Origin of the sequence: Pseudonocardia nantongensis (assembly GCF_046546495.1) — a bacterium.
Taxonomy (GTDB): Bacteria; Actinomycetota; Actinomycetes; order Mycobacteriales; family Pseudonocardiaceae; genus Pseudonocardia; species Pseudonocardia nantongensis.
Map to the genome: position 1 here is coordinate 128,082 of NZ_JBKGXT010000013.1, position 26,173 is coordinate 154,254.

The following is a 26,173-nucleotide window of genomic DNA, read 5'->3' on the forward strand; positions in this document are numbered from 1 at the left end:
GCGGACTGTCCGATGTGGTGATCTGCGACCCGGTGCGGACCCCGGTCGGGGCCGACGGGGGAGTGTTCGCCGGCCTCACCGCCGCCGACCTCGCCACCCGGGCCCTGCGCGGCCTGCGCGAGCGGACCGGCCTGGGCGAGGGCGACGTCGACGACGTCGTGCTCGGCTACTGCTACCCGACCAGCGAGGCACCCGCGATCGGCCGGGTCGCGGCGCTGAACGCCGGGCTCGGTGTCGGCGTCGCCGGGATGCAGCTCGACCGCCGGTGCGGATCCGGGTTGCAGGCCGTCCTGCAGGCGGCGCTGACCGTGGGCCAGGGCTGGGCCGACGTCGTCGTCGCCGGCGGGGTGGAGGCCATGAGCCAGGCCGAGTACTACGCCCTCGGCCTCAAGGACGGGATCCGCGCGGACGAGCTGAGCCTGGTCAACCGGATCGCCCGCGGGCGCACCACGGCCGGCGGCACCGACTTCCCGGTGCCGGGCGGCATGCTGGAGACCGCGGAGAACCTGCGCGCCGAGTACCGGATCAGCCGCGCGGAGCAGGACGAGTTCGCGCTCGCCTCCCAGGAGAAGGCCGTCGCCGCGGCGAAGGACGGCCGGTTCACCGACGAGATCGTCCCGGTGACGGTGCCCGGCACCCGCCGGACCCCGGAGACGGTGGTGACCCTCGACGAGCACCCGCGACCCGGTCTCACCCTGGCCGACCTGGCCCGGTTGAAGCCGGTGCGCCGCGCGGTGGACCCGGACGCGACCGTCACCGCGGGCAACGCCTGCGGGCAGAGCGACGGCGCCGCGGCCTGCGTGGTCACCACGGCCGCGCGTGCCGCCGAGCTGGGGCTGACCCCGTACCTGCGGATCGTGTCCTCGGCCGTGGCCGGCGTGCCGCCGCGCACCATGGGCATCGGCCCGGTCCCCGCGGTGGCGAAGGCTCTCGGGCAGGCCGGGCTGAGCCTCGCCGACATCGACCTCGTCGAGGTCAACGAGGCGTTCGCCGCGCAGGTGATCGCCTGCCTGCGGGAGTGGCGGTTCACCCCGGCCGATCACGAGCGGCTCAACGTCAACGGGTCGGGCATCTCGCTCGGCCACCCCGCGGGCGCCACCGGCGGGCGGATCCTCGCCACGCTCGCCCACGAGATGCGCCGCCGCGGCAGCCGCTACGGGCTCGAGACGATGTGCATGGGCGGCGGGCAGGGCCTCGCCGCGATCGTGGAGCGGGTCGGATGAACGTCCTGTGGGTCTTCGCGCACCCCGAGCCGCGCTCGCTCGGCGGTGCCCTGCGCGACGACGCGATCCGGGCGCTCGAGCACGAGGGGCACTCGGTCGCGCAGTCGGACCTGTACGCGATGGAGTGGGACCCGGTGGTCGGCGCCGCCGACTACGGGCACGACCCGCAGGAGCGCTTCCGGGTCGGTCCGGTGTCGGCGGCCGCGCTGGAACGGGGCACGGTCAGCGAGGACGTGCGCGCCGAGCAGGAGAAGCTGAAGTCGGCCGACGCGCTGGTCGTGCAGTTCCCGCTCTGGTGGTACTCGGTGCCGGCGATCCTCAAAGGCTGGTTCGACCGGGTGTTCCTCAAGGACTTCGCCTACGGGATCGAGGACCCGCAGCACCCGGGGCGCACGCTGCGCTACGGCGACGGCAACCTCGCCGGCCGGCGCGCGCTGGTCGTGACCACCGCCGGCGGCCGGGCACCCGCGCTCGGGCCGCGGGGCCTCAACGGCGACATCGCCGAGCTGCTGTTCCCGCTGCTGCACGGCACGCTCTTCTACGTCGGGATGGAGGTCCTCCCGCCGGTCGTCGTCCCCGGGGCCAATCGGGTGTCCGGCGGGGAGTTCCGGGCCGCCGCGGCGGAGCTGCGCGAGCGGGTGCTGTCGATCCCGACCGGCACGCCGCTGGCCTACCGCACCCAGAACGGCGGCGCGTACGACGACGATCTCGTCCTGCGCGATCGGCACGCCCCCGGCCGGGCCGGGCTGGGCGTGCACCTGCAGGACCCCGACGACGTGAGCTGACGCGGCAACCCGTGCCGCCGGTGGAGGACACGCACATGGACACACAGCAGATCGGGATCTTCCTCACCGAGGACCGCCTCGCCATCCGGGAGATGGCGCGCGAGTTCGCGATGAACGAGGTCCTGCCGCTGGCGAACGAGCTCGATCCGGCCCACGGCCAGATCCCGATGGAGCTCCGCGCGAAGATGGCCGAGCTCGGCTTCTTCGGGATCCTGATCCCCGAGGAGCACGGCGGGCTGGGCCTGGGACTGTCCGAGTACGCCATCGTCGTCGAGGAGCTGGCCCGCGCCTGGATGAGCGTGGCGAGCCTGATCGCCCGGGGCCAGCAGTTCACCGCCGGGTTCGGCCCGGAGCAGCGTGCGCGCTACCTGCCGGCGATGGCCCGGGGCGAGTTCCTCAGCGCCTTCGCACTGTCCGAGGCCGAGGCCGGGTCCGACGTGGCGAACCTGAGCTGCCGGGCCACCGCGGACGGCGAGGGCTGGCGGATCACCGGCCAGAAGATGTGGTGCACGTTCGCCGACGGCGCCGACTACCTGCAGGTGTTCGCCCGGACCGCGCCGCCCGACCCGGCGCACCGCTCGCGCGGGGTGACCTGCTTCCTGATGCCCAAGCAGCGCGGCACCCTGCCCGACGGGGTGACCGGCACCCCGGTCCGCAAGATCGGCTATCACGGCTGGACGACCTGGGAGCTCGCGTTCGACGACGCCTGGGCCTCCGAGGTCGTCGGCGAGCTCGGCAAGGGGTTCCGGGTCGCCATGGGGGACCTCGACACCGCCCGGATCCACACCGCAGCCCGCGCGATCGGGCTGGCCCGCGGCGCCCTGGAGGACTCGATCACCTACGCCGGTCAGCGGGTGCAGTTCGGCCGGCCGATCGGGGAGAACCAGGGCATCCGGTTCAAGATCGCGGACATGGCCGCGCAGGTCGAGGCGTCCCGGGCGCTGATGTACCAGGTCTGCGCCGCGGTCGATACCGGTCGGCCGAGCCCGGTCCAGGCGTCGATGGTCAAGCTGGTCGCCTCCGAGATGGCCGAGCGGGTGACCAGCGAGGGTCTGCAGGTCCACGGCGGGGCCGGCTACACCACGGACTTCCCGGTCGAGCGGTACTGGCGGGACGCGCGCCTGACGAAGATCTTCGAGGGGACCTCGGAGATCCAGATGCGGATCATCTCGGACGCGCTGCTGGGGCGGCCGGAGTCGCGTTCCTGAGCGAGTCCGCGTACCGGGTGGCCAGGTGCTCGGTCCGGCCCTCCGGCCAGCACATCTGTGCACCGTGCAGCGTGGCGAAGAGGACCTCGAGGTGGGTCTGCCAGGCGGCGAGCGCGGTCGCGCACAGGTCGCCGAGGTGGGCGGGCACGGTCTGGGTGAGCACCAGCCGGCAGCCGATCGGCTCCTGCTCGCGCATTTCGAAGCGCACGGTGCCCGCCGGGGCGCCGTCGTGAAGCCAGGTGTACTCGAGCGTGTGCGGCGGTGCGGTGGCGGTGACCGCGCCCGGCTCCAGGTACCCGTGCGTGCACCGCGGCGGTGGGGCTCCCGGGGCGGGGGCGTCACCGTGCAGGACGTCCCACACCTCGGTCACGGGCTGGACGAGGTCCCGTTCGAACCGCACGCGGTACCCGTCCGCGGTGCGGTCGAGCGCGCCCTCGGCGAGGCCGAACCTGTCGATGTAGTGCTCGGCGCGCGCGAGGAACCACTCCGGCGTGAGCTCTGGTGCTGCCCGCTCGTCCAGCCGGGCGGTCAGCCCGTCGAGGCACGCGTCCCAGCCCGGGGCGTTGCGAGCGACCGAGGGCAGGTCCCCGACGGTGCCGGTGCCGCTCATCGTCACGGTGAACACCAGCAGACACCCCGGGTCCTGCGGGACGAGCTCCAGCCGGAAGTGCTCGTCGGTCCACCGGAACGCGTACACCCGCGGCGGGTCGAGCTCGAGGATCTCGCCGTCGGCGTAGCTGCCGTCGTCGCCCTCGCCGAAGTCGAACCGCATCGCGGCACCGACCCGGAGCTCGGTGCGGACCGCGGCCGGGAACCAGTGCGCCATCTCGGCCGGGTCGGTGACGGCACGCCAGACCTTCTCCGGCGGGTGCGGTAGCGATCGCTCGAACCGGAGCACGGGCCTGCCGCCTGTGGTGTGCAGCTGCGCGTCCATTCAGGGGTTCCCCTCGATCGGCTCGTCCGGCATGGCGTCGAGGCGTCGTTCGAGGGCGTCCAGCCGCGACTCCCAGAACCACCGGTAGGGCGCGAGCCAGTCGGCGACCTCGGCGAGCGGTTCGGCGTGCAGCCGGTACCAGCGGCGTTGGGCGTCCTGCCGCACCTGCACCAGTCCCGCCTCGCGCAGCACCTTCAGGTGCTTGGACACCGTCGGTTGCGCCAGCCCCAGCCGGTCGACCAGGTCTCCGACCTGGCGTTCCCCGCCGCGCAGGAGGTCGAGGATCTCCCTGCGCCGGGGCTCGGCGAGGACCTCGAACGTAGATGCCACGGTAGCAATATAGTCAGGTAAGAATATTAAGGCAAGACGGGGAATCACCAGATCTTGGCGTTGCGCACGCCGGCCGCCGCGGCCGGAGGCGGGGCGTCACCATGGCCCCGGTGTCCACGAGGCTCCCCACCACTACGCGCCGGGCCGTCGCGCCCGCCCTGCTGGTCACCGCGATCGTCCTGCTGGCGCTGAACCTGCGCGGGCCGATCGTGGCGCTCTCCGCGGTGACCGGCGACATCCAGGCCGGCCTCGGGATCGACGCGGCCACCGCGGGCCTGCTGACCAGCCTGCCGGTGCTGTGCTTCGGCCTTGCGACGCCGGCGGCGTCGGCGCTGCTGGCCAGGCTCGGGCTGGGCCGGGGCGTCCTCGTCGCGCTCGTCGTGCTCGCCGCGGGTGTCGTGCTCCGCTCAGTCGGAGGCCTCACCGAGGCGGTGGCCGGAACGCTACTGATCGGCGCCGCGGTGACCGTCGGGAACGTCGCGATCCCGGTCGTCATCAGTGGTGACCTGCCGCAACGGGCGGGCCCGGTGCTCGGGCTCTACACCGCGCCCCTCAACGTCGGTTCGATGGCGACGCTCTCGCGCACCGCGCCGTGGGATTCCTGGGCCTGCAGGCCGCCGACGTGCGCCACGGGGTCCCGGACCGCGGCGTCGGAGCGTTCGAGCAGGTCCTGACGGGCGAGGGCGGCGCGGTCGAGGGCCCGGGAGCTCAGCCTGGGCGTCGTGGTGCGGGTGGCGGACACGGCCCGACGATCGCAACCGTCGCGGTCGGGGGCATTCCGCGATCGCCCGCCCGTCCGTGGGGTAAACCGGTTTGCCGCGGACCGGCCGGGGCAATCCGTGCCGTGACCGACAACGATCCCGCCGACACCCCGGCCCCGCTGCACCTGCGCCCTGCCGGCGTCTCCGACGACGCCGTCGCCGCGGTCGGCAGGATGAACGAGGCCGTGGAGATGATCGAACGCGCCCGCGGCCACCTGTACACCTTCCACCAGCTGACCGGCTACGCCGACGAGCTGCTCGACGACGTCGTCGACGGCCTGCGACGAACCGGGCACCCGGAACTCGCCGACCGCGTCACCGACGAGCTGATCGGGCTCAACGTCGTGGCGGGCCGGTGGACCTTCCAGGTCGTCGAGGAGTACGACGACGGCTATTACCGCACCTTCCGCGACCTCGACCGTGCGGTCCGCGACGAGGTGGTCGGAGGTCGTCGGCACGTGATGGAGGCCGAGGCCAAGGAGAGCCGCCGGACGCGCGGCCGTCCCGGGCACGCCGCGCGACCGCGGGAGACCGACGACCCGCGCTGACCGTGCTCCTCCCGCGTGGCGTGCCAGTGCGCCATCCTCGCGGTGTACCGCCCCCCGACCGAGGAGGACCCCATGTCGGCACGACCCGGAGGAGGATCCACGGTCGTCTTCCACATCGGACACGACGAGCTGGTCGTCCGGCAGCGCTACGAGGTCGTCAGCATCGTCAACGACCTGTTGATCGGGTTGTGGTTCGTCGTCGGCAGCATCCTGTTCTTCTCCGACTCGACGGTGTTCTGGGGAACCTGCCTGTTCCTGGCCGGCAGCGTGCAGATGGTGATCCGGCCGGCGATCCGGTTCTCCCGGCGGGTGCACCTGCGGCGGATCCACCCGGATCACGGGGCCGGAGACGGCGCCTACGACTTCTGACCGGCGGCGCCGGACTCCTACCAAACGGTTGTCCGGCCCCGTAATCTGGGGCGCGGCGACCGGCGGAGGCGACGACAGTGGACTTCGAACTCACCGAGCAGCAGGAGCTCTTCCGCAAGACCGTGCGGGACTGGGTGGACCGCGAGGCGCCCAAGTCCTGGGCGAACGAGCTGGAGAAGGACGAGCGCCACTTCCCGCACGCGCTGTTCGACAAGTTCGCGAGCGCCGGCTTCCACGGCATCGGGATCCCCGAGGAGTACGGCGGTCAGGGTGGCGACGTGCTGACCCAGATGATCCTGGCCCGCGAGCTCTCCCGGTCGCTGGCCGGGCTGACCTGGGTCTGGGGGATCACGTCCTTCGCGGGCGGCAAGTCCGTCGGCTTCTACGGCACCGAGGAGCAGAAGGCGCGGCACCTGCCCGCGATCGCCGCCGGCCGGGAGAAGTGGGCGATCGGGTTCACCGAGCCGGGCGGCGGCACGGACCTGCTCGGCGCCATGCGCACCCGGGCCCGCAAGGTCGACGGCGGCTGGGTGGTGAACGGGCAGAAGACCTGGAGCTCGGCCTCGCACGTCGCGGACTACATCCTGCTGCTCGTGCGCACCGCCGATGCGGGCGAGAAGCGGCACCAGGGCGTCTCGCTGCTGATCCTGCCCACCGCGAGCGAGGGCGTGACGATCCGCGAGATCCCCAAGCTCGGCATGCGCTCCCTCGGCTCGTGCGACGTCTTCCTCGACGACGTCTTCGTGCCCGACGAGAACCTGCTCGGTGATCAGGACCGGGCCTGGTACATGCTGCTGCCCACCCTGAACAACGAGCGGATCATGCTCTCGTCGTTCTGCGTGGGGATCATGGACGGCGTCCTGGAGGACGCGCTGCGCTACCTGACCGAGCGGGAGGCGTTCGGCGGGCCGATCGGCCGGTTCCAGGCCCTGCAACACCACGTCGCGAACATCGCGATGTGGCGGGACCAGGCCGAGCTGATGGTCCACCGCGCGGCGTGGATGCAGTCGCTGGGCCGCTCGTGCGGGCAGGAGGCGAACATGGCCAAGGTCGTGGCCTCCGAGCTCGCCGGTCAGGCTGCCGACCTCGGGCTGCAGATCCTCGGCGGCATGGGCTACTCGGCCGAGACCGACATGCAGCGCTACTGGCGCGACGTCCGGCTCTTCCGGATCGGCCCGGTCACGAACGAGATGGCGCGCAACGGCATCGCCGAGGGGCTCGGCCTGCCGCGGTCGTTCGCGTGACGCCGGACGGTGTCCTGACGGTCCCGGGCCTCGCGCTGCGCGCGGCCCGCGGGCACCCGGACTCCGACGCGGTCGTGTTCCCGGAGGTCCGCCAGACCTACCGCGAGCTGCTCGACTCGGCCACGGCGGTGGCCCGCGCCCTGATCGCGCTCGGCGTGCGGCCCGGGGACGCCGTCGGCACGCTGATGCCGAACGGGCTCGCCTTCGTGCACGCGATGATCGGGACGTCGATGACCGGCGCGCTCTTCGTGCCGATCAACGCCCGGCTGGCGCCCCGCGAGATCGCCCACGTGGTCCCGGACTCCGCGATGAAGGTGCTGCTCACCACCGACGCCGTCGACGAGCACGTGGACTACGTGGCCCGGTTGCACCGCGCCTTCCCCGAGCTCGCCGCGGCGGCGCCGGGGGTGACCCCGCCCGTCGCCGAGGCACCGGAGCTGCGGGCGGCGGTGGTGCTGGGCGCCCGGTCCGCGCCGGGGTTCGGTGCCGGTGACCGGTTCCTGGCCGGTGGCGCGGACATCCCGGAGTCCACCGCACTGGCCGCGGCCGAGGCCGTCACGCCGGACATGCCCTACATCATGATGTACACCTCGGGGACCACCGCGGAGCCGAAGGGCTGCCCGCTGGCCCACCGCTCGGTCGTCGGGCTGGGCCGGGCGGTGGGGGAGGAGGCCTTCGCCCTCACCGCGGCCGACCGGATGTGGAATCCGCTGCCGATGTTCCACGTGAGCGCGCAGGCGCCGATGGTCGGCGTGCTCAACGCGGGCGCGGCCTGGCTGTCGATGACCCACTTCGAGGTCGACGCGGCGCTGGAGCAGATCGAGCGCGAGCGCGCCACGCTGCTCTACCCCGCCTACCCCACGCTGACCGGGCCGCTGCTGTATCACCCCGACTACGGCCCGGACACCTTCCGCCGGGTGCGCGCGATGCTCACCGTCGGCCCGCCGGACCTGCTGCGCTCGTTCCAGGACCGGCTGCCGCACACCGCACACGTCAGCTGCTACGGCTCCACCGAGACCGGCGGCGTCGCGATCATGGGCAGGCTGGACGATCCGCTCGAGGCGCGGGTGACCTCCGGCAAGCCCTTCACCGGCGTCGAGGCGCAGGTGCGGGACCCGGTGACCGGCGACGTGCTGCCGGCGGGCGAGGCGGGTCCGCTGTGGATCCGCGGGTTCAACCTGTTCCAGGGCTACCGCAACGCCCCGGACCGGACCGCCGCGAGCTTCGACGACGACGGGTGGTTCCACACCGGGGACCTGGCCTCGCTCGACACCGAGGGCAACCTGACCTTCCGTGGCCGCACCAAGGAGATGCTCAAGGTCGGCGGCGAGACCGTCGGCTGCCTGGAGGTCGAGGCGCACCTGGGTACCCATCCGGACGTGCAGCTGGCCGTGGTGGTCGGCGTGCCGGACCCGAAGTACGGCGAGGTACCCGCGGCGTTCGTGGAAGCCCGCTCCGGCGCGGAGTTGACCGAGGAGGCCGTGCTGGCGCACTGCCGGGCAGGGCTGGCGCGGTACAAGGTGCCGCGCCACGTCCGGTTCACCACGGACTGGCCGATGTCCGCGACCAAGATCCAGAAGTTCCGGCTCCGGGACCAGCTGCTCGACGAGCTCGCGCTCAGGACCTGAGGCCGGTCAGGCGCCCGCTCGCCCGGGCTACGGGACCAGCACGATCTTCCCGGTGATGTGCCCGCCCTCGACCAGCTCGAGCGCGTCGCCCGCCTCGTCGAGCGGGTGGACCGCACGCACCAGTGGGTCGAGGTCGCCCGTGGCGACCAGGCGGGCGAGCTCGGTCAGCACCGCCGTGCTCCGGTCCCGTGCCACCTCGTCCCCGCCGAGCTCCTTGACCAGGGCCTTGTCGGCCACCGAGTACAGCCGCCCGGCCTGCACCAGCCCGGCGACGGCGCGCAGCGCGTCCCCGCCGACGAGGTCGAGCGCGCCGTCGACGCCGTCCGGCGCGGCCGCCCGGATCCGGTCGGCGACGCCCTCGCCGTAGGCCACCGGGGTCGCGCCGAGCCGGGCGAGCAGGTCGTGCTTGGCGGGGCTCGCGGTGCCGACGACGGCGAGCCCGCCCCGCCGGGCGAGCTGTACCAGTGGCAGGCCGACCCCGCCGCCGGCACCGTTCACCAGCAGCGTGCGGCCGGACTCCAGGTTCAGGTTCGTCAGGGTGTCGTGCGCCGTGCCTGCGGCGACCGGCAGCACCGCGGCCTGTTCCGGGGTCACCCGGTCCGGGCGGTGCGCCGCGAACGAGGCGGTGACCAGCGCCGTCGGTGCCCAGCCGCCGAGCATGCCGGGGCAGCCGCCGAACACCTCGTCGCCCGGGGCGAATCCGGTGACCCCGTCGCCGAGCGCCAGCACGGTGCCGGCCACCTCGCGTCCGAGCACGGCGGGGCCCTCGGTCCCGTAGGTGCCCGCGCGCACCCGCCAGTCGCCCGGGTTCACCCCCGCCGCGCGCACCCGCACCAGGAGCTCGTCCGGCCCGGGCACCGGCTCCGGGACCTCGATGAAGGCCTGCTGTTCCGGGCCGCCCACCCGCAGGAAACCGTAGCCGCGCATGCGGACGACGCTACGCGGGCAGCTGTGACTCGTCCTGGAATGTCGAGCGGTAGCGGGTGGGTGAGGTGGCGAGCCGGGTGCGGAGGTGCTGGCGCAGGGCGGCGGCCGAGCCGAAGCCCGACTCGTCGGCGACCCGGTCGACGGTGAGCTCGGTCCGTTCGAGCAGGTGCCGGGCGCGCTCGACACGCTGCAACGTGATCCACTGACCGGGGGAGAGCCCGACCTCGTCGCGGAACCGGCGGGTGAAGGTCCGCACGCTCATCGACTCCTGCGCGGCCATCGCGGCCAGGCTCACCGGCCGGTGCAGCTGCGCGAGGGCCCAGGACCGCGCGCGAGCCGTGGACGATCCGGTGGGCTCGGGGATCGGCCGCCGGACGAACTGGGCCTGGCCGCCTTCGCGGTAGGCGGGGACCACCGCCCGGGCGGCGACCTCGTTGGCCACCCCGGCACCGTGATCGGCGCGGATCAGGTGCAGGCACAGGTCGATCCCGGCCGCTTCCCCGGCCGAGGTGAGGACACGGCCCTCGTCGACGAACAGGACGTTCGGGTCGAGCTCCACCGCCGGGAAGAGCCTGCGGAAGCGGGCCGCGGCGTTCCAGTGCGTGGTCGCCCGCCGGCCCGCCAGCAGGTCCAGGCCGGCCAGCACGAACTCGCCGGTGCAGATCGAGGCGATCCGGGTCGTCGCAGCGACCTGCGCGAACGCGTCGTGCAGGGCGTCCGGCAGCGAGCCGTCGTCGGGCGGGTCGTAGTCCTGGTCGGAGGCCGGGACGATGATCGTGTCGGCGGCCCCGAGGGCGTCCGGGCCGTGCGGCACGACGACCGCGAAGTCACCCGTGGTGCGGACCGTGCCCGCCCGGAGCGCGCAGGTCACGACGTCGTAGAGCGGGTCCCCGTCCGGGTCCAGGGCGAGTGGGAACAGCTGGTGCACGAGGCCGAGCTCCATCGGCAGCACCCCGTCCCGGGCCAGGACCACGACCCGGTGACGGCGAGGGGCGCGAGGCATGGCCCGATCCTGACACATGATGGCCATCGGGCCACTCGTCGTCGGGGCCCTCCCGGCCGACGATCGAGCCATGCCGAACGACATCGCTGCACCGGAGCACCGGGCCGACGACCGGCGCGCGCCGATCCATCGCGCGTGGTGGATCGCCGCCGTCGCCGCGGTCGTCATCGTGATGACCGGATGGTCCACCGGCGTGCCGAACACGCTCACCGAGCCGCTCCTGGACGAGTTCGGCTGGTCGCGCGGCCTCGTCGGGACGGCCTTTGCCCTCAACATCGCGCTGTACGGGGTGACGGCGCCCTTCGCCGCCGCCGCGATGGACCGCTTCGGTATCCGACGGGTCGTGCTGTCCGCGTTGACGCTGATGGCCGTCGGGTCGGGGGTGACCGCGCTGATGTCCGCCCCGTGGCAGCTGATCCTGGGCTGGGGGCTGCTGGTGGGGCTGGGCAGCGGGTCGCTGGCGCTGACCTTCGGCGCCGTGGTCGCCGAGCGCTGGTTCCACACCCGCCGGGGCCTGGTCAGCGGGGTGCTGACGTCCTCGAGCATGTTCGGCGGCATGGTCCTCATGCCGCTGCTGGCGTGGATCATGCATCAGCACGGCTGGCGGGCAGGGGTCCTCGCGATCGGCGCGGGCGCACTCGTGCTGGCGCCGCTGGTCCGGCTGGTCCTGCGCGACCATCCCGCGACGGTCGGCGCCCGCCCGTACGGCGCGACCGCGTTCGTGCCGGCGCCGCCGCGGGAGCGGGGCAGCCTGCGCCGCGCGCTCGGCGTCCTGCGCGATGCCGTGGGTCACCGGCGGTTCTGGCTGCTCGCGCTCACCTTCGGGGTCTGCGGCGCCTCGACCAACGGCATCATGATGACGCACTTCGTACCGGCCGCCGGCGAGGTCGGGATGCCTGCCGTCGCCGCCGCGTCGCTGCTGGCGGCGATGGGCGTGTTCAACGTCGTCGGTGCCGCCGGGTCCGGGTGGCTCACCGACCGGGTCGACCCGGCCGTGCTGCTCGTCGGCTACTACGGCGCGCGGGCCGGCACCCTGCTGGTGCTCCCGCCGCTGCTGGGTCCGGACATCGGACCGCTGATCATGGCGTTCGCCGTGGTGTACGGGTTGCTCGACCTGGCCACCGTCCCGCCGACCATCGCCCTGTGCCGTGCCCACTTCGGACACGCGAACGGGCCGATCGTGTTCGGCTGGCTCAGTGCCGTGCACGCCGTCGGGGCGGCCATGGCCGCCTACCTCGGCAGCCTCGGGCGCGAGCTGTCCGGCGGTTACGACCTCGTCTGGTACGCCTCCGGGGTGCTGTGCCTCGTGGCCGCCGTCCTGGCCGTCCGGCTCCGGGAACCGCGCCCGCGTCCGGAGAGCACGACGGCCCCCCTGCGCTGAGCAGGGGAGCCGTCGTGGAGTTCAGGTACTGCCGTGCGAGGTCAGACCTGCACGGACGAGGCCTGCAGGCCCTTGGGGCCCTGCGTGACCTCGTAGCTGACCGACTGGTTCTCGGTCAGCTCGCGGAAGCCGCTGGCCTCGATCGCCGAGTAGTGGACGAACACGTCGGGGCCGCCCTCGTCGGGCGCGATGAATCCGAAGCCCTTCTCGGCGTTGAACCACTTCACGGTGCCACGGGTCATGGGAATGTCTCCTCTGGTAGAGCGATGGACGGGCCGTACGCAGACGGCAGCCGACTCCAGGTGAACCTGAGGAAACGAATCCGCCCGCATCATCATCCTGCGAGCGTGTGTCACGCACGAAAGTCAGAACTACGGTGACCAGTTCTCGACGGTACCCGGCGATCGGTGGTGTGACAAACGCCGTCCGCCGTCGGAGCCGACATTCGACGCGTTCGGGACGGGGGTCACCGGATCGGTCAGCATTCGTGGCAGCATCTGCCATTAAGTTTTACGGTGGGGTCACCACCACGACAGGAGGACGACCGATGACCCTCGCCGCCGAACGCCCGCGGCTGCCGTTCACCCGGCCCAATCTGCTCGAACTGGCGCCGTTCTACGAGGTGCTGCGCCGGGAGGCGCCGATCGCCCCGGTCACCACCCCGGCCGGCGACCCCGCCTGGTTGGCGACCCGGTTTACCGAGGTGCGCGATCTGCTGGGGGACAAGCGGTTCGGTCGCTCCCACCCGGAGCCCGAGCAGGCGTCGCGGATCAGCACGGCCGCCGTCCAGGACGGTCCGAGCGGCGACTACGACTCCGAGGCGGCCGAGCACGGCCGGATGCGCCGGCTGCTGACCCCGGCCTTCTCGGCCAAGCGGATGCGGCTGCTCTCCGGGCACGTCCAGGAGCTCGTCGACGGCTACATCGACGACATGGTCGCCGCGCACGCCGCGTCCACCGACGGCGTCGTCGACCTGCACGCGCACCTGGCCTTCCCGCTGCCGGTCGCGGTGATCTGCAAGCTGCTCGGCGTCCCTGAGGCCGACGGCGAGTACTTCCGGTCGCTCTCCGACCGGATGGCCACCTTCTCCGGGCAGGACGCGGCCGAGGCCCGGGAGGAGTTCGGCCGCTACATGGCCGGTCTCGCCGAGGCCAAGCGGGCCGAGCCGGGCGAGGACGTGATCACCGACCTGGTCCGCGCCCAGGCCGAGGACGAGGACTTCGGCTACCCGGAGATGATCCGGCTCTGCGTGGGGCTGCTGTTCGCGGGCCACGAGACGACGGTGAACCGGATCGGGCTGGGCACGCTGTTCCTGCTGACCCACCCCGAGCAGTGGGCGGCGCTGGCGGCCGACCCGGACGGCCGGATCGACGCGGTGATCGAGGAGGTCATGCGGCTCGGTGCGCCGGGTGACCTCGGCCTGCTGCGGTACGCGCACACCGACGTCGAGATGGGCGGCGTGACGATCGCCCGCGGCGACGCGGTGATCCTGTCGATCAACGCGGCGAACCGGGACGCCGAGGTGTACAGCGACTCCGAGACCTTCGACCCGGATCGCAGCGAGCGCGGGCACGTCGGGTTCGGGCACGGCCCGCACTTCTGCATCGGCGCCAGCCTGGCCCGCACCGAGCTGCGTTCGGTGTTCGCCACCATGGCCCGGCGGCTGCCCGAGCTGAAGCTCGCGGTCGGGTTGGACGATCTCGACATCCGCACCGACCACATCACCGGCGGCGTGCGCAGCCTGCCCGTCCGCTGGTGAGCTCCCCGCCACTCCCACCACGCGAAGGAGAAGCCATGAAGGTCGAGGTCGACCAGGACGCCTGCGTCGGATCCGGGCAGTGCCTGCTCACCGCGCCGGACGTGTTCGACCAGCGCGACGAGGACGCGATCGTCGAGCTGCTGGACCCGACGCCGCCGGCGGAGCAGGCGCCGGCCGTGCGCAACGCCGCCGCCGGCTGCCCGGCGGCCGCCATCACCGTCCACGAGGAGTGACCCGGTGCCCGGCCCGGCCGAGTCGCCGGGCCGGGCACCGGCCCTGCTGCGTGGCCCTACTGCATGGCCCTACTGCATGGCCCTACTGGGGACCGTCCGGCGGGCCCAGCCGGAGCTCGCGGTCCGGCTCCACCGCACCGACGCCGTCGAGACCGGCCAGGGTGCTGCGCCGGTCGGGTTCGCAGGTCCCGACGATCACCCCGACCGCCCGCAGCACCCTCTCCACCGACAGCCCGGCGGACTCGAGCGAGGCGACGAGGTCGTCGATCCGGTCGCCGTGCCCGTCGGCCACGGTGACCAGGAGCCGTTCGCCGGTCATCTCAGGCCCCGGGAGCCCTGACCAGCCCGGCGCCGACGTCGCCGGAGGGCAGCGGGAGGCGCTGCGCGGCCTGGGTCAGCTGCGTCCACAGCTCGCGGCCCTTCGCCCCGGTCCGCTGCGCCCAGAGCGCGGCGATCCCGGAGACGTGCGGGGTCGCCATCGACGTGCCGGAGATCGTGTTGGTGCGCTGGGGCATCGGCCAGGCCGAGTAGACGTCCACTCCAGGCCCGGCGATGTCCACCTGGCCGCCCTCGACCGCGGAGCTGGCCGCGGAGAAGTCGGCGATCGCCAGCGCCGAATCCACCGCGGCCACCGCCATGATCGACGGGCTGTTCGCCGGGACGCCGACGAACCCGACGTTCCCGGTGGAGCGCTCGGCGTTGTTGCCGGCCGCGGCGACGATCAGCGCACCGGCGTCCAGGGCCCGGCGCCCGGCGTTCTCGTAGGCCGCCGAGACCTCGTTCAGGTCCGCGCCCAGCGACATCGAGATCACCTGGGCGCCGGAGGTGATCGCCCACTCGATCCCCTCCAGGATCCCGGCGTCGGTGCCCGAGCCGTCGTCGCCGAGCACCTTGCCGACCAGGATCCGGGCCTCGTGCGCGATGCCGTAGCGGCGCCCCGAGCCCGGCGCCAGCGGCCCGCAGGAGGTGCCGATGCAGTGCGTGCCGTGCCCCGCGACGTCCTGGACCTCCTGGCCGTCGACGAACGAGCGGGACTCGATCTGCCGGCCCGCGACGTCCGGGTGCCCCAGGTCCAGGCCGGTGTCGAGGACGGCGACGGCGATCCCGGCGCCGGTCTCGGGGGAGTCGGCGACGCCGGTGGCCTGCAGGCCCCAGGTGAGCTGGTCGGTGTCACCGAACTGCGCCGTGCCCGGGGCGGTGTCCGGCGCCGCCGCGGCCGCCCGGTCGCGCAGGAACGTCGCGGCGTCGGCGAACCCGCGCAGGTAGTCCGCGGACAGCGCGCCGCCCGGCCCCGGCGTGCCCAGCGCGCGCTGCACCCGCTCCGGCTCCACCGAGATCAGCCGCCGGTCCGCGCGGGCGGCCTGCACCTGGTCGGCGCTCAGCTCGGCGACGGCCACCCCGAGCCGGGAGAACAGCGTCGGGCGCACCCCGGCGCTCGCGCCCGGGTCGCGGGTGCTGGTCACTGAGGACAGCCCGGTGAGCTCCTGCACCGCGGTGCGGGCCGCGGTGTCGTCGTCCCCCATCAGGTCCTCGCCCAGTACCAGCAGGTGACGGCCGGTCGGCGTGCCCGCGACCCGTCCACCCCCGCCTGTGCGCATGTCCGCCATGTGTCGCCTCCGATGGTCGAGATCGGTCGAGGGCGATGGTGCCCCAGCCGAGGGGGGTTCGGCAGCCCGGGAACGTGGCGGCCCGGGAACCGCTGCGGCAGGCTGGGTCCGTGCCGGTGGACCGGCAGCGGGAGGTGCGTGGGTGATGGCCGAGCGGCACGGGGGACCGGTCGTGGTCGGAGTGGACGGATCGGAGTCCGGATCTGACGCCGTCCGGTGGGCCGCATCGGAGGCGCTCGGCCGGGGCGTCGGGTTGCGGGTCGTGGCGGTGTACACGCCGCTGCCCCGGACGCGGCACACCCTGGGCCTGGAGAGTGCGTACCGGGAGCAGGTGACCGCGGCCCTGCAGACCGCCCTCGACGACGCCGTCCGGGTCGCGACCGAGGCCGCCCCCGGGATCGCGGTCGACCGGGAGCTGCGCACCGGCTACCCGGCCCCGGTCCTGGTCGCCGAGTCGGACGCGGCCACGCTGACCGTCGTCGGCAGCCGCGGTCTCGGTGGCTTCAGCGGCATGCTCGTCGGCTCGGTCGCGGTCACGCTGGCCGCGCGGGGCGGATCTCCGGTGCTGGTGGTACGGGGTGACCGGCGGCCCGACTCCGGCCTGCCCGTGCTGCTCGGCGTGGACGGCTCCCCGGCGGGGGAGGCCGCGATCGGGCCGGCGTTCGAGTGGGCGGCACGCCGTGCGGTGCCGCTGCGCGCGGTGCACGCCTGGCTCGACGTCACCGTGGCCCCGGCGGCCGCGTCGCTCGTCGACCAGGAGGCGTGGGAGACCGAGGAGCGGGCCCTGCTCGCCGAGCGGCTGGCCGGCCACCCGGGCGAGTACCCCGAGGTCGAGGTGCAGCGGGTCGTGGTGCGGGACCGCCCGGCCCGGGCGCTGATCGACGGGTCCGCGGACGCCGGCCTGGTCGTCGTCGGCTCGCGCGGGCGCGGCGGGGTGGCCGGGCTGCTGCTCGGCTCGGTCGGGCAGGCCGTGCTGCACCACGCGCACTGCCCGGTACTCGTCGTGCGGTCCTGACCCGAGGGTCCCGGTCGCCGGTCGCGGGCTTTCCCGGGACGGGCTCCGCGCGGTTAGGATCCGCCCATACTGGGCACGGCGCCGCGCCGTCCGCCCCGACCGTCCCAGCCCCTGGAGCCCCTGGAGCAACGATGCTCGGACTCATGCAGGACCGCCCGCTCACGCTGCCGCACGTGTTCCACCGCGCGGAGCAGTTCTTCGGGCACAAGCAGCTGATCACGGCCACGCCGGCCGGCACCGTCGAGACGACGACGGTCGCCGACTGGGCGGTGCGGGTCCGGCGGCTGGCCACCGTTCTGGACGAGCTCGGCGTCTCCGCGGACGGTCGGGTCGGCACGTTCTGCTGGAACACGGCCCGGCACCTCGAGCTCTACCTGGCGGTGCCGTGCACCGGCCGGGTGCTGCACACGCTGAACCTGCGCCTGTTCCCCGACCAGCTGGTCTACGTCGCCAACCACGCCGAGGACGAGGTGGTGGTCGTCGAGCGGTCGCTGCTCGGGTTGTTCTGGCCGCACGTGGACCGCCTGGAGACGGTCCGGCACGTGGTCGTGATCGACGACGGGGCGCCGACCGAGATCCCCGACGACCCGCGGATCCGGCACTACGAGGAGCTGCTCGCCGCGGCCGACCCGCACGCCGGCCGGTTCGTCGTCGACGACGAGAACGCCGCCGCGGCGATGTGCTACACCTCGGGCACCACCGGCAACCCGAAGGGCGTCGTCTACTCGCACCGCTCGACGCTGCTGCACTCGCTGGCCACGCTGTTCGCCGACGGCGTCGGCCTCGGTGAGCGCGACGTCGTGCTGCCGGTCGTGCCGATGTTCCACGCGAACGCCTGGGGCCTGCCCTACGGCCGCCTGCTGGCCGGCTCGTCGATGGTGCTGCCCGGCCCGGGGATGAGTCCGGACGCGATCCTGTCCCTGATGGCCGAGCACCGGGTCACCGTCGCCGCGGGGGTCCCGACGATCTGGATGGGCCTGCTGCCCAGGCTCGCCGACTACGACCTCTCCGCGCTGCGCACCGTGCTGTGCGGCGGCTCGGCGGTGCCGAAGGTGCTGTCCGAGGGCTTCCGGTCCGCGATCGGCCTGCCGCTGCTGCAGGGCTGGGGGATGACCGAGACCTCGCCGGTGGCCAGCCTCGGCCTGCTCCGCACCGTGCACGACGACCTCTCCACCGACGAGCAGGCGGACGTCCGCGCGATGCAGGGCCCGGCCGTTCCGCTGGTCGACCTGCGGATCGCCGACCCGGAGTCCGGCGAGGAGCAGCCCTGGGACGGCGTCAGCACCGGTGAGGTGCAGGCCGCCGGGCCGTGGATCGCCGCGGAGTACCACCGCGGCGAGGGCGGTGGCGTGCAGTTCACCGACGACGGCTGGCTGCGTACCGGCGACGTCGCCGTCGTCGACCGGCACGGCTACGTCAAGCTCGTCGACCGCACCAAGGATCTGATCAAGTCCGGCGGCGAGTGGATCAGCTCGGTGGACCTGGAGAACGAGATCATGGCCCACCCGAAGGTCGCCGAGGCCGCGGTGATCGCGATCGCGCACGAGAAGTGGGTGGAGCGGCCGCTGGCCTGCGTCGTCGTCGAGCCGGGCGAGCAGCTCACCGCGGACGAGCTGATCGGGTTCCTGGCCGACCGGGTGGCGAAGTGGTGGCTGCCCGAGGCCGTCGAGTTCATCGACGAGGTGCCCAAGACCAGCGTCGGCAAGTTCTCCAAGAAGACGCTGCGGGAGAAGTTCGGCGGCTACCAGGTCGCCACGCCCGACGTCTGATACCGGCTCCGACCAGCCGTGTAGCTGCGGACTGAGGGGCCGCTGTCGACCCGTCGGGTCGTCGTCGGGTTCGCCGGAGCGGGTTTCGTGCGCACTTCCTCTCTCGGCGCTGGGTCATCGAGCGTCCGTCCACGGCCAGCGCTGGGCAGTTCCCCAAGAGAGCCGATGCGACCGAGGGACCGAAACCAGGACGGTCCTCGTTCGACGCCCAGGACCAGGAGGTCTCCGACATGTCCACCTTCGTCCTCGTGCATGGCGCTTTCGTCGGTGGCTGGTACTGGAGCGAAGTCACTACGCGGCTGGAGAAGGCCGGCCACAACGTCGCCGTGGTCGAGCAACTACCGAGCTGCGGTCCCGATCCGACTGCACTCGGAGACGTGGCGGCCGACGCGGCTGCCGTCAAGGAGCACGTCGAGAGCGCCGGTGCTGCTCCGGCAGGTCCTCTGTGCCGATGTGGACAAAGAACCCGCCGAGGCCTATCTGCGTCAATTCGTGCCGCTGTCAATCGCAGCTGCCACGGCACCCAGCTCCGCACCCGATCGGAGACACTCGACCACCTACATCGTCACCGAGAACGACCAGGCCCTTCCCGCGGCCGCCCAGGAACAGGTGGCCGCTACGGCGGACCACGTCGAACGCATCCCTTCCTCGCACACCGCCACGATCTCAGCTCCTGACGAGCTCGCCGTCATCCTCGGGCGAGTGCGCTGACCCGGACTCGGTTCGGTACGGGCCACCTGCTCCGGCACGGCCGGGCAGTCATCTGCTCGCCCGGTCCGGCCAGGTTCTCCAGGAAGATGCTGCGGGAGAAGTTCGGCGGGTACGCGCTGCCGTCCTGACCCGGCCGGTGCCAGATCGCCTACGCTGCGGGGATGCCAGCGACCCCGCTCCCGATCCGTGACCTGGTCCGGGTCTGGTCGGCTCCGGTGGAGATCGCGGTGACGGCGCCGCTGGTCATCAGCCTGCGGACGGCCCGGATGCTGACCGGCGGGTGGCCGCCGAGCGCCCGCGACCGGCGCGAGTACGCCCGCATGTGGCAGGAGAAGGTGCAGGCGTTCACCGAGGCAGCGGTGGTCGCCGCCACGTCGGTGCCCGGCCCGGCGACGACCGCGCGGGTGCTGGCGCCGGTCCGTACCCGGGTGCGGGGCAACGCCCGCCGGCTGTCCCGGGGCTGATCATGTCCTCCGGGCGCAACGTATAGTCTCGGTACCACCAGCCGGGCGCAGTGCGCCCGGCCCATTCCCCGCGCGGCGCCGGTGACCAGCGCGACCTTCCCCGTGACGCGTCCGGTCGACTCCACCATGCGGCCGGGCCCGGCTCACCCCGCCGAGGGCAGGATGTCCTCGGCGACGTCGAGGAAACCGGCGAGCACGGGGGAGGGGTCGTCCCGGCGCCAGGCCAGTGCGATCGGCACCCGCAGGTCCGCGCCGGCCACCGGCCGGAACACCACACCCTCCAGCCGGAGGGTCTCCGCCGATGCCGGCAGCAGCGCGACCCCGACGCCCGCCCCGACGAGCGCCACCACCGTGTGCGTGTCCGGTGCCTCCTGGACCACCTGCGGCCGGAATCCCACCGAGGCGCACGCCCGCATCGCCGTGTCCCGCAACGACGAACCCTGACGGGCCGGGTAGCTGACGAAGGGTTCGCCGGCCAGCTCGGCCAGCTGCACCTCCGGGCGGCCGGCCAGCGGGTGCTCCTCGGGGAGCACGGCGGCCAGGTTCTCGTCCAGCAGGATCCGGCTGGCCAGCGGCGGGGGGACGGGTGTGCGGAGGAACGCGACGTCGATCGTCCCCTCGGCCAGCCCGTCCAGGTGGGCGCCGCTGAACACCGCGGGGTGCAGCTCCAGCCGGACCAGCGGGAACCGCTGGCGGTAGGCCCGCGACATCCGGGGCAGCAGCCGCCACGTCATCACGCCGGTGAGCCCGACCCGGATCTCGCCGCGCTCGCCCTCGTCCGCGAGCAGCACGGACTCCCGGGCACGGTCCGCCTCGCCGAGCACCCGGCGGGCGTGCTCGACGAACACGGTGCCGGCGTTGGTGAGCCGCACCTGCCGCGTGGTGCGCTCCAGCAGCCGCACGCCGAGGTCACGTTCGAGATGCTTGACCTGCTGGCTGAGTGCCGGCTGCGTGACGTGCAGCCGGTGCGCGGCCCGGCCGAAGTGCAACTCCTCGGCGACGGCGACGAAGGCGTCGAGATGACGCAGCTCCACCGCTCCTCACCTCCCGGTCCGGCGCCGGCGGCCCTGCACGACCGGTGATTGATGAATATTGGATCTCAAACGAGGCGTCATCGTGTATTGGACGGCGTCAGTCGGTCAACCTAGTGTCACCGCTCACGTTCGCCGGCCTCCGGAAGGGTGACGATGGATCGCTCGACAATGTCGTCGAAGCGGGCCGCCGGGACGCACCGCGTCCGCGCGCAACTGCACCGACTGGGACCGCTCGTGGTCCTGGGCGTCGGGGTGGCCGCGCTGGTCGGCGCCGTCGGGCTGTCGCTCGGGGAGCTCACCGCGCCCGGGCCGGGGATGTGGCCGTTCATCGTCGCGCTGCTGCTCACCGGATCGGCGCTGATCCTGGTGGCGGTCGACGACCCGGCCGATTACGAGACCTGGACCCTCGGCAGTGCGCGGATCGTCGGCGGGGTCGCCGGCCTCGGCGTGTTCGTGGTCGCGTTCGATGCGGTCGGCTTCCTGCTCCCCGCATTCCTGTTCCTCCTGCTCTGGTTGCGGATCTTCGGACGGGAGTCCTGGTGGTGGTCGCTGGGGCTGGCACTGGCGGGGTCGGCCGGCTTCTACGTGCTGTTCGACCTGATCCTGGGCGTGCCGTTCCCGGACGACGTCGTCGTCGAACTGTTCGGGGGCTGACGTGGGCCTCCTCGACGGGATCGCGCAGGGCTTCGCAGTCGCGCTCGATCCGATCAACATCCTGTACGTCTTCCTCGGCGTGCTCGTCGGCACGGTCATCGGAGTGCTGCCGGGGCTCGGCCCGACCGCCACCATCGCGCTGCTGCTCCCGCTGACGTACGGGATCGAGCCTGCGACCGCGGTGATCCTGCTGGCCGGCATCTACTACGGCTCGATGTACGGCGGCACGATCACCTCGGTGCTGTTGCGCCTGCCCGGGGAGGCGGCCTCGGTCGTCACCACCTTCGACGGCTACCAGATGGCCCGTCAGGGGCGGGCCGGCCCGGCGCTCGGCACCGCCGCGATCGGCTCGTTCGGCGGCGGGATGGTGTCGGTGCTCGGGCTCGTCCTGCTGGCCCCGCCGCTGGCCGCGCTGGCCGTCTCCTTCGGACCGCCGGAGTACGTCGCGCTGACCCTGCTCGGCATCCTGCTCGTCACCTACCTGGGTACCGGCTCGGCGCTGAAGAGCTTCAGCATGGCCGCGCTCGGGTTGCTGCTCGCCACGATCGGCCAGGACCCGATCACCGGCACCACCCGGTTCACGTTCGGCGAGGTGTCGCTGTTCGACGGGCTGGACTTCGTGGCCGTCGCGATGGGCCTGTTCGGTGTCGGCGAGATCCTGCACAACCTGGAGCGCACCCCGACCGCGCAGGCCGCGGTGCAGAAGGTCCGCCACATCTGGCCCACCCGGGCCGACCTGCGGGCGTCCTCGGGCGCGATGGCCCGCGGCAGCGTGCTCGGGTTCCTGATCGGCGTGTTGCCCGGCGGCGGCGGAGTGGTGTCCTCGCTGGCCTCCTACGCGCTGGAGAAGCGCCGGGCCAAGGACCCGAGCCGGTTCGGGCGGGGCGCGATCGAGGGTGTCGCGGGGCCGGAGACGGCGAACAACGCCTCCTCCCCATCGGCGTTCATCCCGCTGCTCACGCTCGGCATCCCGGCGAACGTGGTACTCGCTTTGATCTTCGGGGCGTTGCTGGTGCAGGGCGTCACCCCCGGTCCGCGGCTGATCGAGCAGAACCCGGAGATCTTCTGGGGCGTGATCGCCTCGATGGCGATCGGCAACCTGATGCTGCTGATCCTGAACATCCCGCTGGTCGGGGTGTTCGTGCAGATCCTGCGGGTGCGCGCCGGGATCCTCGCCGCGTTCGCCCTGCTGGTCACGATGGCGGGCGTCTTCTCGATCAACAACGACGTCAGCGACATGTGGGTGGTGCTGGCCTTCGGCGTACTCGGCTGGCTGATGAAGAAGACCGGCTTCGAACCCGGGCCGTTGGTGCTGGCCTTCGTGCTCGGCCCGATCATGGAGGAGGCCTTCCGGCAGTCGATGCTGATCTCCGGAGGCAGCCTGGGGATCTTCGTCTCCCGCCCGATCTCCGGGTCGCTGCTCGCCCTGATGCTGCTGCTCGTGGTGCTGAGCGTCGTCACCGCCCGTCGCCGGGCCCGGGTGCTGCACCGGCACGACCCGGACAAACCCGGCGAGGGCCCGGATGACCCCGGCGCACCCACCGAACCGGCGCCCACCGACCCGGCCACCCGCCCGACCACGGGGGAACGATGACTCGACTGCGCCTGTCCGCCGCCGCCGCGCTCGCGGCGTGCCTGCTGCTCGCCGCCTGCGGCGCCCCGTCCGGGGAGTCCGGGGGCGGCGAGAGCTACCCCTCCGAGGAGATCCGGCTGATCGTGCCCTACGTCGCGGGCGGGCCCACCGACATCGCCGCCCGCGCGCTGGGCCGGTTCATGGAGAGCGATCTCGGCCGGCCGGTGCTCGTCGAGAACCTCCCCGGCGCCTCCGGATCCACCGCGTATCAGGAGCTGATCTCGTCCGATCCGGACGGGCACACCCTGTCGATGACCGCGCTGCCCACCGCGGTGCTCAACTACCTGGTCAACGACGTCGGCTACACCCGCGAGGACTTCGCTCCGGTCGGGGTGATCACCCAGGTGCCCTCGGCGCTGGTGGTCCCGGCCGGGTCGCCGTACCGGGACCTCGGGGCCCTGTTCGCCGACGCCCGGGCCAACCCGCAGCAGGTCACCGTGCCACCCCCGGCGCGACGAACACGCACGCCGCGGAGACCCGCCGGATCACCGAACTCTACGGCGTCCCCCTCACCGTGCTGCCCTTCGACGGCAACCAGGAGGTGCTCACCGCGCTGCTCGGCGGCAACACGGTGGCCGGATTCGTGAACGTCTCGCAGGACATGTTGCCCGCCATCGAGTCCGGTGACCTGCGGGTGGTCGCGGTGGGCACCGGGCAACGCCTGCCGTACCTGGACGGGCCGACGTTCACCGAGCTCGGCTTCCCCGAGCTCACCCAGAGCACGACGACGTTCGGGCTGCTCGCCCCGGCCGGCACCCCGCCGCCGGTGGTGGACCGCGTCGAACAGTCGATGCGCGCGGCCTCGGCCGACCCGGAGGTCGTGAAGGTCCTCGACGAGCGCTACGTGCCGGAGCAGTTCCTGGGCAGCGACGCGCTGGCCGACCTGTTCGTGCGCACCGAGGAGACGTTCCGGGGGGTCGTCGGCCCGTGATCGGAGGAACCATGCGTCGCACCCTCGTCCGGGCCGTCGCCGCACTCGCCGCGTTGCCGCTGCTCGCCTCATGCGGCGGCGGAGCGGGAGGCGACGGCGAGCCGGACGCCTACCCCACCGAGGAGATCCGGCTGCTCGTGCCCTACGGCGCGGGCGGCCCCACCGACCTCACGGCCCGCGCCTACGGCGAGTTCCTGGAACGCGACCTCGGGCAGCCGGTGGTGGTGGAGAACCGGCCGGGCGGGTCCGGCGCGGAGGCCGGCCAGGAGCTGATCTCCGCCGAGCCGGACGGGTACACGCTCTCGCTGGTCACCGCCGGCACGATGGTGCTCACCCCGCTGGCCAACGACGTCGGGTACTCCGCTGCGGACATCACCCCGGTCGGGGTGATGTCCGAGGTGCCCTCGCTGCTCGCGGTGGGCAGGGGGTCCCCCTATCGGGACGTCACCGCGTTCATGGACGCCGCCCGCGCCCGGCCCGGCACGATCACCGTCGCCGTGCCGGGGGCGACCACCCCGCAGGGCATCGAGCTGCAGCGGCTGCGGGACGAGCATGGCGTCGAGGTCACCGCCGTCCCGTTCGACGGCAACGCGGAGATGACCACCGCGCTGCTCGGCGGCAACGTCGACGCCGTCCTGATCAACGCCTCGCAGGACGTCGTGCAGAACCTGGAGTCGGGGGCGTTCCGGCCGCTGTCGGTGTCCACCGCGCAGCGCCTCGACTGGCTGCCGGACACCCCCACGCTGGTGGAGGCCGGGTTCGCCGGGCTGACCCTGTCCGGGTCGACGTTCGGCCTTGCCGGGCCGGCGGGGCTGGCGGAGCCGGTGCGCGCGAGGCTGGAGGACGCGTTGCGCCGGGCGCACGACGACCCGGGCGTCGTCGGGAAGGTCGGGGACCGCTACATCGGTCCGCAGTTCCGCGGCGGCGACGAGCTGCGCGCGGAGTTCGAACGCACCCGCTCGGTCTACGAGCCGGTCCTGGGGGGCTGAGCGATGGGCATACGCTGGTTCTCGCGGGCGGCGGCCCTCGTCGCCGCGCTGACGCTCGCCGTCTCCTGCTCCTCGCCGTCCGGTGGCGGAGGCGGCACCGCCGCGGAGTACCCGTCGGAGGAGATCAGGATCATCGTCCCCTACACCGCGGGCGGGCCGACCGACCTGGCCGCGCGGGCGATGGGCGGGTTCCTCGAGCAGCGGCTCGGCCAACCGGTCCTGGTGGAGAACAAGCCGGGCGCCGCCGGGTCTGTCGCGATGACCGAGTTCGTCGGCGAGGAGCCGGACGGGTACACCCTCACGCTCGTCGCGGCACCATCCACGGTGGTCACTCCGTTGATCCAGGACGTCGGCTACGGCCTGGACGACTTCGACACGGTCGGCGTGATCACCGAGATCCCGTCGGTGCTCGCCGTGGGGGCCGGCTCGCCGTTCCCGGACGCCCGTGCGTTCCTCGACGCCGCGCGTGCCCGGCCGGGCGAGCTCACCGTCGGTACTCCCGGTGCCACCACGTCGCAGGCGATCGAGCTGCGCAGGCTGGCAGGTGAGTACGGGGTCGAGGTGACCGTGGTGCCGTTCGACGGCAACGCGGAGCTGATCCAGGCGGTGCTCGGGGGCACCGTCGACGCGGTCTTCGTGAACGCCTCGCAGGACATCCGCGAGCAGATCGGTGCCGGTGACTTCCGGCCGCTGGCGATCAGCCCGGCACAGCGCGTGCGGTACCTGCCGGACACGCCGACGCTGGCCGAGCTGGGCTTCCCGGAGCTCACCTACAGCACCTCGATCTTCGGGCTCGGCGCGCCGGCCGGGACACCGCCGGAGATCATCGGCCGGCTGGAGGAGGCGATGCGGGCCGGGCTGGCCGACCCCGCGGTGCGGGCCCAGCTCGACGAGGCCTACGTCCCGGACGAGTTCGTTGGGGCCGCCGAGTTCCGCGCCCGGCTGGACCGGATCGTCGAGGTCTACGGCCCGGTGGCCCGGCAGCTGGGTGCTGACTGACCCGCTCAATCGGTAGGCTTCTATCGATTGACCT

Annotated in this window: 29 protein-coding genes; 21 read left to right on the top strand and 8 right to left on the bottom strand. The window is 73.1% G+C overall.

The window, feature by feature from the left end:
* The first annotated feature begins 5 nt into the window (after positions 1-5).
* From ACLFMI_RS15835 to ACLFMI_RS15845, 3 genes are read left to right on the top strand one after another with little or no spacing between them, the layout of a single operon-like run.
* Positions 6-1,223, top strand: a complete 1,218-nt coding sequence (locus ACLFMI_RS15835; protein WP_410948671.1) for an acetyl-CoA C-acetyltransferase — start codon at positions 6-8, stop codon at positions 1,221-1,223.
* Entirely contained in the window at positions 1,220-2,008 is a 789-nt protein-coding gene (locus ACLFMI_RS15840; protein ID WP_410948622.1) for an NAD(P)H-dependent oxidoreductase, read from the top strand. The genes ACLFMI_RS15835 and ACLFMI_RS15840 overlap by 4 nt, the downstream gene beginning before the upstream one ends.
* A gap of 35 nt (positions 2,009-2,043) precedes the next feature.
* Entirely contained in the window at positions 2,044-3,216 is a 1,173-nt protein-coding gene (locus ACLFMI_RS15845; protein ID WP_410948623.1) for an acyl-CoA dehydrogenase family protein, read from the top strand.
* On the opposite strand, the gene ACLFMI_RS15850 is transcribed toward ACLFMI_RS15845, so the two are convergent.
* Positions 3,173-4,150, bottom strand: a complete 978-nt coding sequence (locus tag ACLFMI_RS15850) for an SRPBCC family protein (RefSeq protein WP_410948624.1) — start codon at positions 4,148-4,150, stop codon at positions 3,173-3,175. The genes ACLFMI_RS15845 and ACLFMI_RS15850 overlap by 44 nt on opposite strands.
* Positions 4,151-4,480 carry an ArsR/SmtB family transcription factor gene (locus ACLFMI_RS15855; protein ID WP_410948625.1) on the bottom strand — a complete coding sequence of 110 codons (330 nt, stop codon included), beginning with the start codon at positions 4,478-4,480 and terminating at the stop codon, positions 4,151-4,153.
* A gap of 110 nt (positions 4,481-4,590) precedes the next feature.
* Between ACLFMI_RS15855 and ACLFMI_RS15860 the strand changes: the two genes are divergently transcribed.
* The 5 genes from ACLFMI_RS15860 to ACLFMI_RS15880 all read left to right on the top strand — a co-directional run bounded on the left by ACLFMI_RS15860 (position 4,591) and on the right by ACLFMI_RS15880 (position 9,030).
* Positions 4,591-5,154: an MFS transporter gene (locus tag ACLFMI_RS15860; RefSeq protein WP_410948626.1), complete on the top strand. Its 564-nt coding sequence runs from the start codon at positions 4,591-4,593 to the stop codon at positions 5,152-5,154.
* 170 nt (positions 5,155-5,324) lie between these two features.
* Entirely contained in the window at positions 5,325-5,789 is a 465-nt protein-coding gene (locus ACLFMI_RS15865; protein ID WP_410948627.1) for a hypothetical protein, read from the top strand.
* A 72-nt stretch (positions 5,790-5,861) separates the two neighbouring features.
* Entirely contained in the window at positions 5,862-6,158 is a 297-nt protein-coding gene (locus tag ACLFMI_RS15870) for a YrhK family protein (RefSeq protein WP_410948628.1), read from the top strand.
* 77 nt (positions 6,159-6,235) lie between these two features.
* Entirely contained in the window at positions 6,236-7,402 is a 1,167-nt protein-coding gene (locus tag ACLFMI_RS15875; protein WP_410948629.1) for an acyl-CoA dehydrogenase family protein, read from the top strand.
* Complete coding sequence (locus tag ACLFMI_RS15880; protein ID WP_410948630.1) at positions 7,399-9,030, top strand: class I adenylate-forming enzyme family protein; 1,632 nt, start codon at positions 7,399-7,401, stop codon at positions 9,028-9,030. The genes ACLFMI_RS15875 and ACLFMI_RS15880 overlap by 4 nt, the downstream gene beginning before the upstream one ends.
* A gap of 27 nt (positions 9,031-9,057) precedes the next feature.
* On the opposite strand, the gene ACLFMI_RS15885 is transcribed toward ACLFMI_RS15880, so the two are convergent.
* Positions 9,058-9,957, bottom strand: a complete 900-nt coding sequence (locus ACLFMI_RS15885) for an NADP-dependent oxidoreductase (protein ID WP_410948631.1) — start codon at positions 9,955-9,957, stop codon at positions 9,058-9,060.
* Between the two features lie 10 nt (positions 9,958-9,967).
* Positions 9,968-10,960, bottom strand: a complete 993-nt coding sequence (locus ACLFMI_RS15890) for a GlxA family transcriptional regulator (RefSeq protein WP_410948632.1) — start codon at positions 10,958-10,960, stop codon at positions 9,968-9,970.
* A gap of 70 nt (positions 10,961-11,030) precedes the next feature.
* Between ACLFMI_RS15890 and ACLFMI_RS15895 the strand changes: the two genes are divergently transcribed.
* Positions 11,031-12,341 (top strand): MFS transporter, encoded by a 1,311-nt coding sequence (locus ACLFMI_RS15895; RefSeq protein WP_410948633.1) that lies wholly within the window; start codon positions 11,031-11,033, stop codon positions 12,339-12,341.
* A 41-nt stretch (positions 12,342-12,382) separates the two neighbouring features.
* Here ACLFMI_RS15895 and ACLFMI_RS15900 read toward each other — a convergent pair whose 3' ends face one another.
* Positions 12,383-12,583: a cold-shock protein gene (locus ACLFMI_RS15900; protein WP_410948634.1), complete on the bottom strand. Its 201-nt coding sequence runs from the start codon at positions 12,581-12,583 to the stop codon at positions 12,383-12,385.
* Positions 12,584-12,888: 305 nt separating this feature from the next.
* On the opposite strand from ACLFMI_RS15900, the gene ACLFMI_RS15905 reads away from it, so the two are divergent.
* Both ACLFMI_RS15905 and ACLFMI_RS15910 read left to right on the top strand, forming a co-directional pair.
* A complete protein-coding gene (locus ACLFMI_RS15905) occupies positions 12,889-14,100 on the top strand; it encodes a cytochrome P450 (protein WP_410948635.1) in 1,212 nt (403 codons plus the stop codon).
* Between the two features lie 35 nt (positions 14,101-14,135).
* On the top strand, positions 14,136-14,333 hold the full coding sequence (locus tag ACLFMI_RS15910) for a ferredoxin (RefSeq protein WP_410948636.1): 198 nt from the start codon (positions 14,136-14,138) through the stop codon (positions 14,331-14,333).
* An 82-nt stretch (positions 14,334-14,415) separates the two neighbouring features.
* Here the strand turns inward: ACLFMI_RS15910 and ACLFMI_RS15915 are convergent, their stop codons facing one another.
* Together ACLFMI_RS15915 and ACLFMI_RS15920 are read right to left on the bottom strand one after the other, a co-directional pair.
* Positions 14,416-14,652, bottom strand: a complete 237-nt coding sequence (locus ACLFMI_RS15915; RefSeq protein WP_410948637.1) for a hypothetical protein — start codon at positions 14,650-14,652, stop codon at positions 14,416-14,418.
* Between the two features lies 1 nt (position 14,653).
* On the bottom strand, positions 14,654-15,940 hold the full coding sequence (locus ACLFMI_RS15920; protein ID WP_410948638.1) for a S8 family serine peptidase: 1,287 nt from the start codon (positions 15,938-15,940) through the stop codon (positions 14,654-14,656).
* Between the two features lie 145 nt (positions 15,941-16,085).
* On the opposite strand from ACLFMI_RS15920, the gene ACLFMI_RS15925 reads away from it, so the two are divergent.
* From ACLFMI_RS15925 to ACLFMI_RS15940, 4 genes are all read left to right on the top strand, one after another.
* Positions 16,086-16,955, top strand: a complete 870-nt coding sequence (locus ACLFMI_RS15925; RefSeq protein WP_410948639.1) for a universal stress protein — start codon at positions 16,086-16,088, stop codon at positions 16,953-16,955.
* Positions 16,956-17,086: 131 nt separating this feature from the next.
* On the top strand, positions 17,087-18,724 hold the full coding sequence (locus ACLFMI_RS15930; protein ID WP_410948640.1) for a long-chain fatty acid--CoA ligase: 1,638 nt from the start codon (positions 17,087-17,089) through the stop codon (positions 18,722-18,724).
* A 423-nt stretch (positions 18,725-19,147) separates the two neighbouring features.
* Positions 19,148-19,435: a hypothetical protein gene (locus tag ACLFMI_RS15935; protein ID WP_410948641.1), complete on the top strand. Its 288-nt coding sequence runs from the start codon at positions 19,148-19,150 to the stop codon at positions 19,433-19,435.
* Between the two features lie 161 nt (positions 19,436-19,596).
* The gene (locus ACLFMI_RS15940) at positions 19,597-19,899 is read left to right on the top strand and encodes a hypothetical protein (protein WP_410948642.1); all 303 of its coding nucleotides are present in this window, start codon (positions 19,597-19,599) and stop codon (positions 19,897-19,899) included.
* Between the two features lie 143 nt (positions 19,900-20,042).
* Here ACLFMI_RS15940 and ACLFMI_RS15945 read toward each other — a convergent pair whose 3' ends face one another.
* Entirely contained in the window at positions 20,043-20,933 is an 891-nt protein-coding gene (locus ACLFMI_RS15945; protein WP_410948643.1) for a LysR family transcriptional regulator, read from the bottom strand.
* A 153-nt stretch (positions 20,934-21,086) separates the two neighbouring features.
* On the opposite strand from ACLFMI_RS15945, the gene ACLFMI_RS15950 reads away from it, so the two are divergent.
* From ACLFMI_RS15950 to ACLFMI_RS15975, 6 genes are read left to right on the top strand one after another with little or no spacing between them, the layout of a single operon-like run.
* Positions 21,087-21,587 carry a tripartite tricarboxylate transporter TctB family protein gene (locus ACLFMI_RS15950; RefSeq protein ID WP_410948644.1) on the top strand — a complete coding sequence of 167 codons (501 nt, stop codon included), beginning with the start codon at positions 21,087-21,089 and terminating at the stop codon, positions 21,585-21,587.
* A 1-nt stretch (position 21,588) separates the two neighbouring features.
* Positions 21,589-23,181 (top strand): tripartite tricarboxylate transporter permease, encoded by a 1,593-nt coding sequence (locus ACLFMI_RS15955; protein ID WP_410948645.1) that lies wholly within the window; start codon positions 21,589-21,591, stop codon positions 23,179-23,181.
* Positions 23,178-23,807 (top strand): tripartite tricarboxylate transporter substrate-binding protein, encoded by a 630-nt coding sequence (locus tag ACLFMI_RS15960; protein ID WP_410948646.1) that lies wholly within the window; start codon positions 23,178-23,180, stop codon positions 23,805-23,807. Before ACLFMI_RS15955 ends, ACLFMI_RS15960 begins: the two co-directional genes overlap by 4 nt.
* The gene (locus tag ACLFMI_RS15965; RefSeq protein ID WP_410948672.1) at positions 23,705-24,151 is read left to right on the top strand and encodes a tripartite tricarboxylate transporter substrate-binding protein; all 447 of its coding nucleotides are present in this window, start codon (positions 23,705-23,707) and stop codon (positions 24,149-24,151) included. The genes ACLFMI_RS15960 and ACLFMI_RS15965 overlap by 103 nt, the downstream gene beginning before the upstream one ends.
* Before the next feature lie 11 nt (positions 24,152-24,162).
* Positions 24,163-25,140 carry a tripartite tricarboxylate transporter substrate binding protein gene (locus ACLFMI_RS15970; RefSeq protein WP_410948647.1) on the top strand — a complete coding sequence of 326 codons (978 nt, stop codon included), beginning with the start codon at positions 24,163-24,165 and terminating at the stop codon, positions 25,138-25,140.
* Positions 25,141-25,143: 3 nt separating this feature from the next.
* Entirely contained in the window at positions 25,144-26,139 is a 996-nt protein-coding gene (locus ACLFMI_RS15975) for a tripartite tricarboxylate transporter substrate binding protein (protein ID WP_410948648.1), read from the top strand.
* Positions 26,140-26,173 lie beyond the last annotated feature (34 nt).

What these genes read in the sequence shown, in the direction of transcription:
- ACLFMI_RS15845 (WP_410948623.1), top strand. Translation starts at nt 2,044, where the DNA reads ATGGACACACAGCAGATCGGGATCTTCCTCACCGAGGACCGCCTCGCC.
- ACLFMI_RS15905 (WP_410948635.1), top strand. Translation starts at nt 12,889, where the DNA reads ATGACCCTCGCCGCCGAACGCCCGCGGCTGCCGTTCACCCGGCCCAAT.
- ACLFMI_RS15970 (WP_410948647.1), top strand. Translation starts at nt 24,163, where the DNA reads ATGCGTCGCACCCTCGTCCGGGCCGTCGCCGCACTCGCCGCGTTGCCG.
- ACLFMI_RS15890 (WP_410948632.1), bottom strand. Translation starts at nt 10,960, where the DNA reads ATGCCTCGCGCCCCTCGCCGTCACCGGGTCGTGGTCCTGGCCCGGGAC.
- ACLFMI_RS15940 (WP_410948642.1), top strand. Translation starts at nt 19,597, where the DNA reads ATGCCAGCGACCCCGCTCCCGATCCGTGACCTGGTCCGGGTCTGGTCG.
- ACLFMI_RS15910 (WP_410948636.1), top strand. Translation starts at nt 14,136, where the DNA reads ATGAAGGTCGAGGTCGACCAGGACGCCTGCGTCGGATCCGGGCAGTGC.
- ACLFMI_RS15840 (WP_410948622.1), top strand. Translation starts at nt 1,220, where the DNA reads ATGAACGTCCTGTGGGTCTTCGCGCACCCCGAGCCGCGCTCGCTCGGC.
- ACLFMI_RS15885 (WP_410948631.1), bottom strand. Translation starts at nt 9,957, where the DNA reads ATGCGCGGCTACGGTTTCCTGCGGGTGGGCGGCCCGGAACAGCAGGCC.
- ACLFMI_RS15930 (WP_410948640.1), top strand. Translation starts at nt 17,087, where the DNA reads ATGCTCGGACTCATGCAGGACCGCCCGCTCACGCTGCCGCACGTGTTC.
- ACLFMI_RS15895 (WP_410948633.1), top strand. Translation starts at nt 11,031, where the DNA reads ATGCCGAACGACATCGCTGCACCGGAGCACCGGGCCGACGACCGGCGC.
- ACLFMI_RS15925 (WP_410948639.1), top strand. Translation starts at nt 16,086, where the DNA reads ATGGCCGAGCGGCACGGGGGACCGGTCGTGGTCGGAGTGGACGGATCG.
- ACLFMI_RS15870 (WP_410948628.1), top strand. Translation starts at nt 5,862, where the DNA reads ATGTCGGCACGACCCGGAGGAGGATCCACGGTCGTCTTCCACATCGGA.
- ACLFMI_RS15900 (WP_410948634.1), bottom strand. Translation starts at nt 12,583, where the DNA reads ATGACCCGTGGCACCGTGAAGTGGTTCAACGCCGAGAAGGGCTTCGGA.
- ACLFMI_RS15950 (WP_410948644.1), top strand. Translation starts at nt 21,087, where the DNA reads ATGGATCGCTCGACAATGTCGTCGAAGCGGGCCGCCGGGACGCACCGC.
- ACLFMI_RS15850 (WP_410948624.1), bottom strand. Translation starts at nt 4,150, where the DNA reads ATGGACGCGCAGCTGCACACCACAGGCGGCAGGCCCGTGCTCCGGTTC.
- ACLFMI_RS15960 (WP_410948646.1), top strand. Translation starts at nt 23,178, where the DNA reads ATGACTCGACTGCGCCTGTCCGCCGCCGCCGCGCTCGCGGCGTGCCTG.
- ACLFMI_RS15915 (WP_410948637.1), bottom strand. Translation starts at nt 14,652, where the DNA reads ATGACCGGCGAACGGCTCCTGGTCACCGTGGCCGACGGGCACGGCGAC.
- ACLFMI_RS15920 (WP_410948638.1), bottom strand. Translation starts at nt 15,940, where the DNA reads ATGGCGGACATGCGCACAGGCGGGGGTGGACGGGTCGCGGGCACGCCG.
- ACLFMI_RS15975 (WP_410948648.1), top strand. Translation starts at nt 25,144, where the DNA reads ATGGGCATACGCTGGTTCTCGCGGGCGGCGGCCCTCGTCGCCGCGCTG.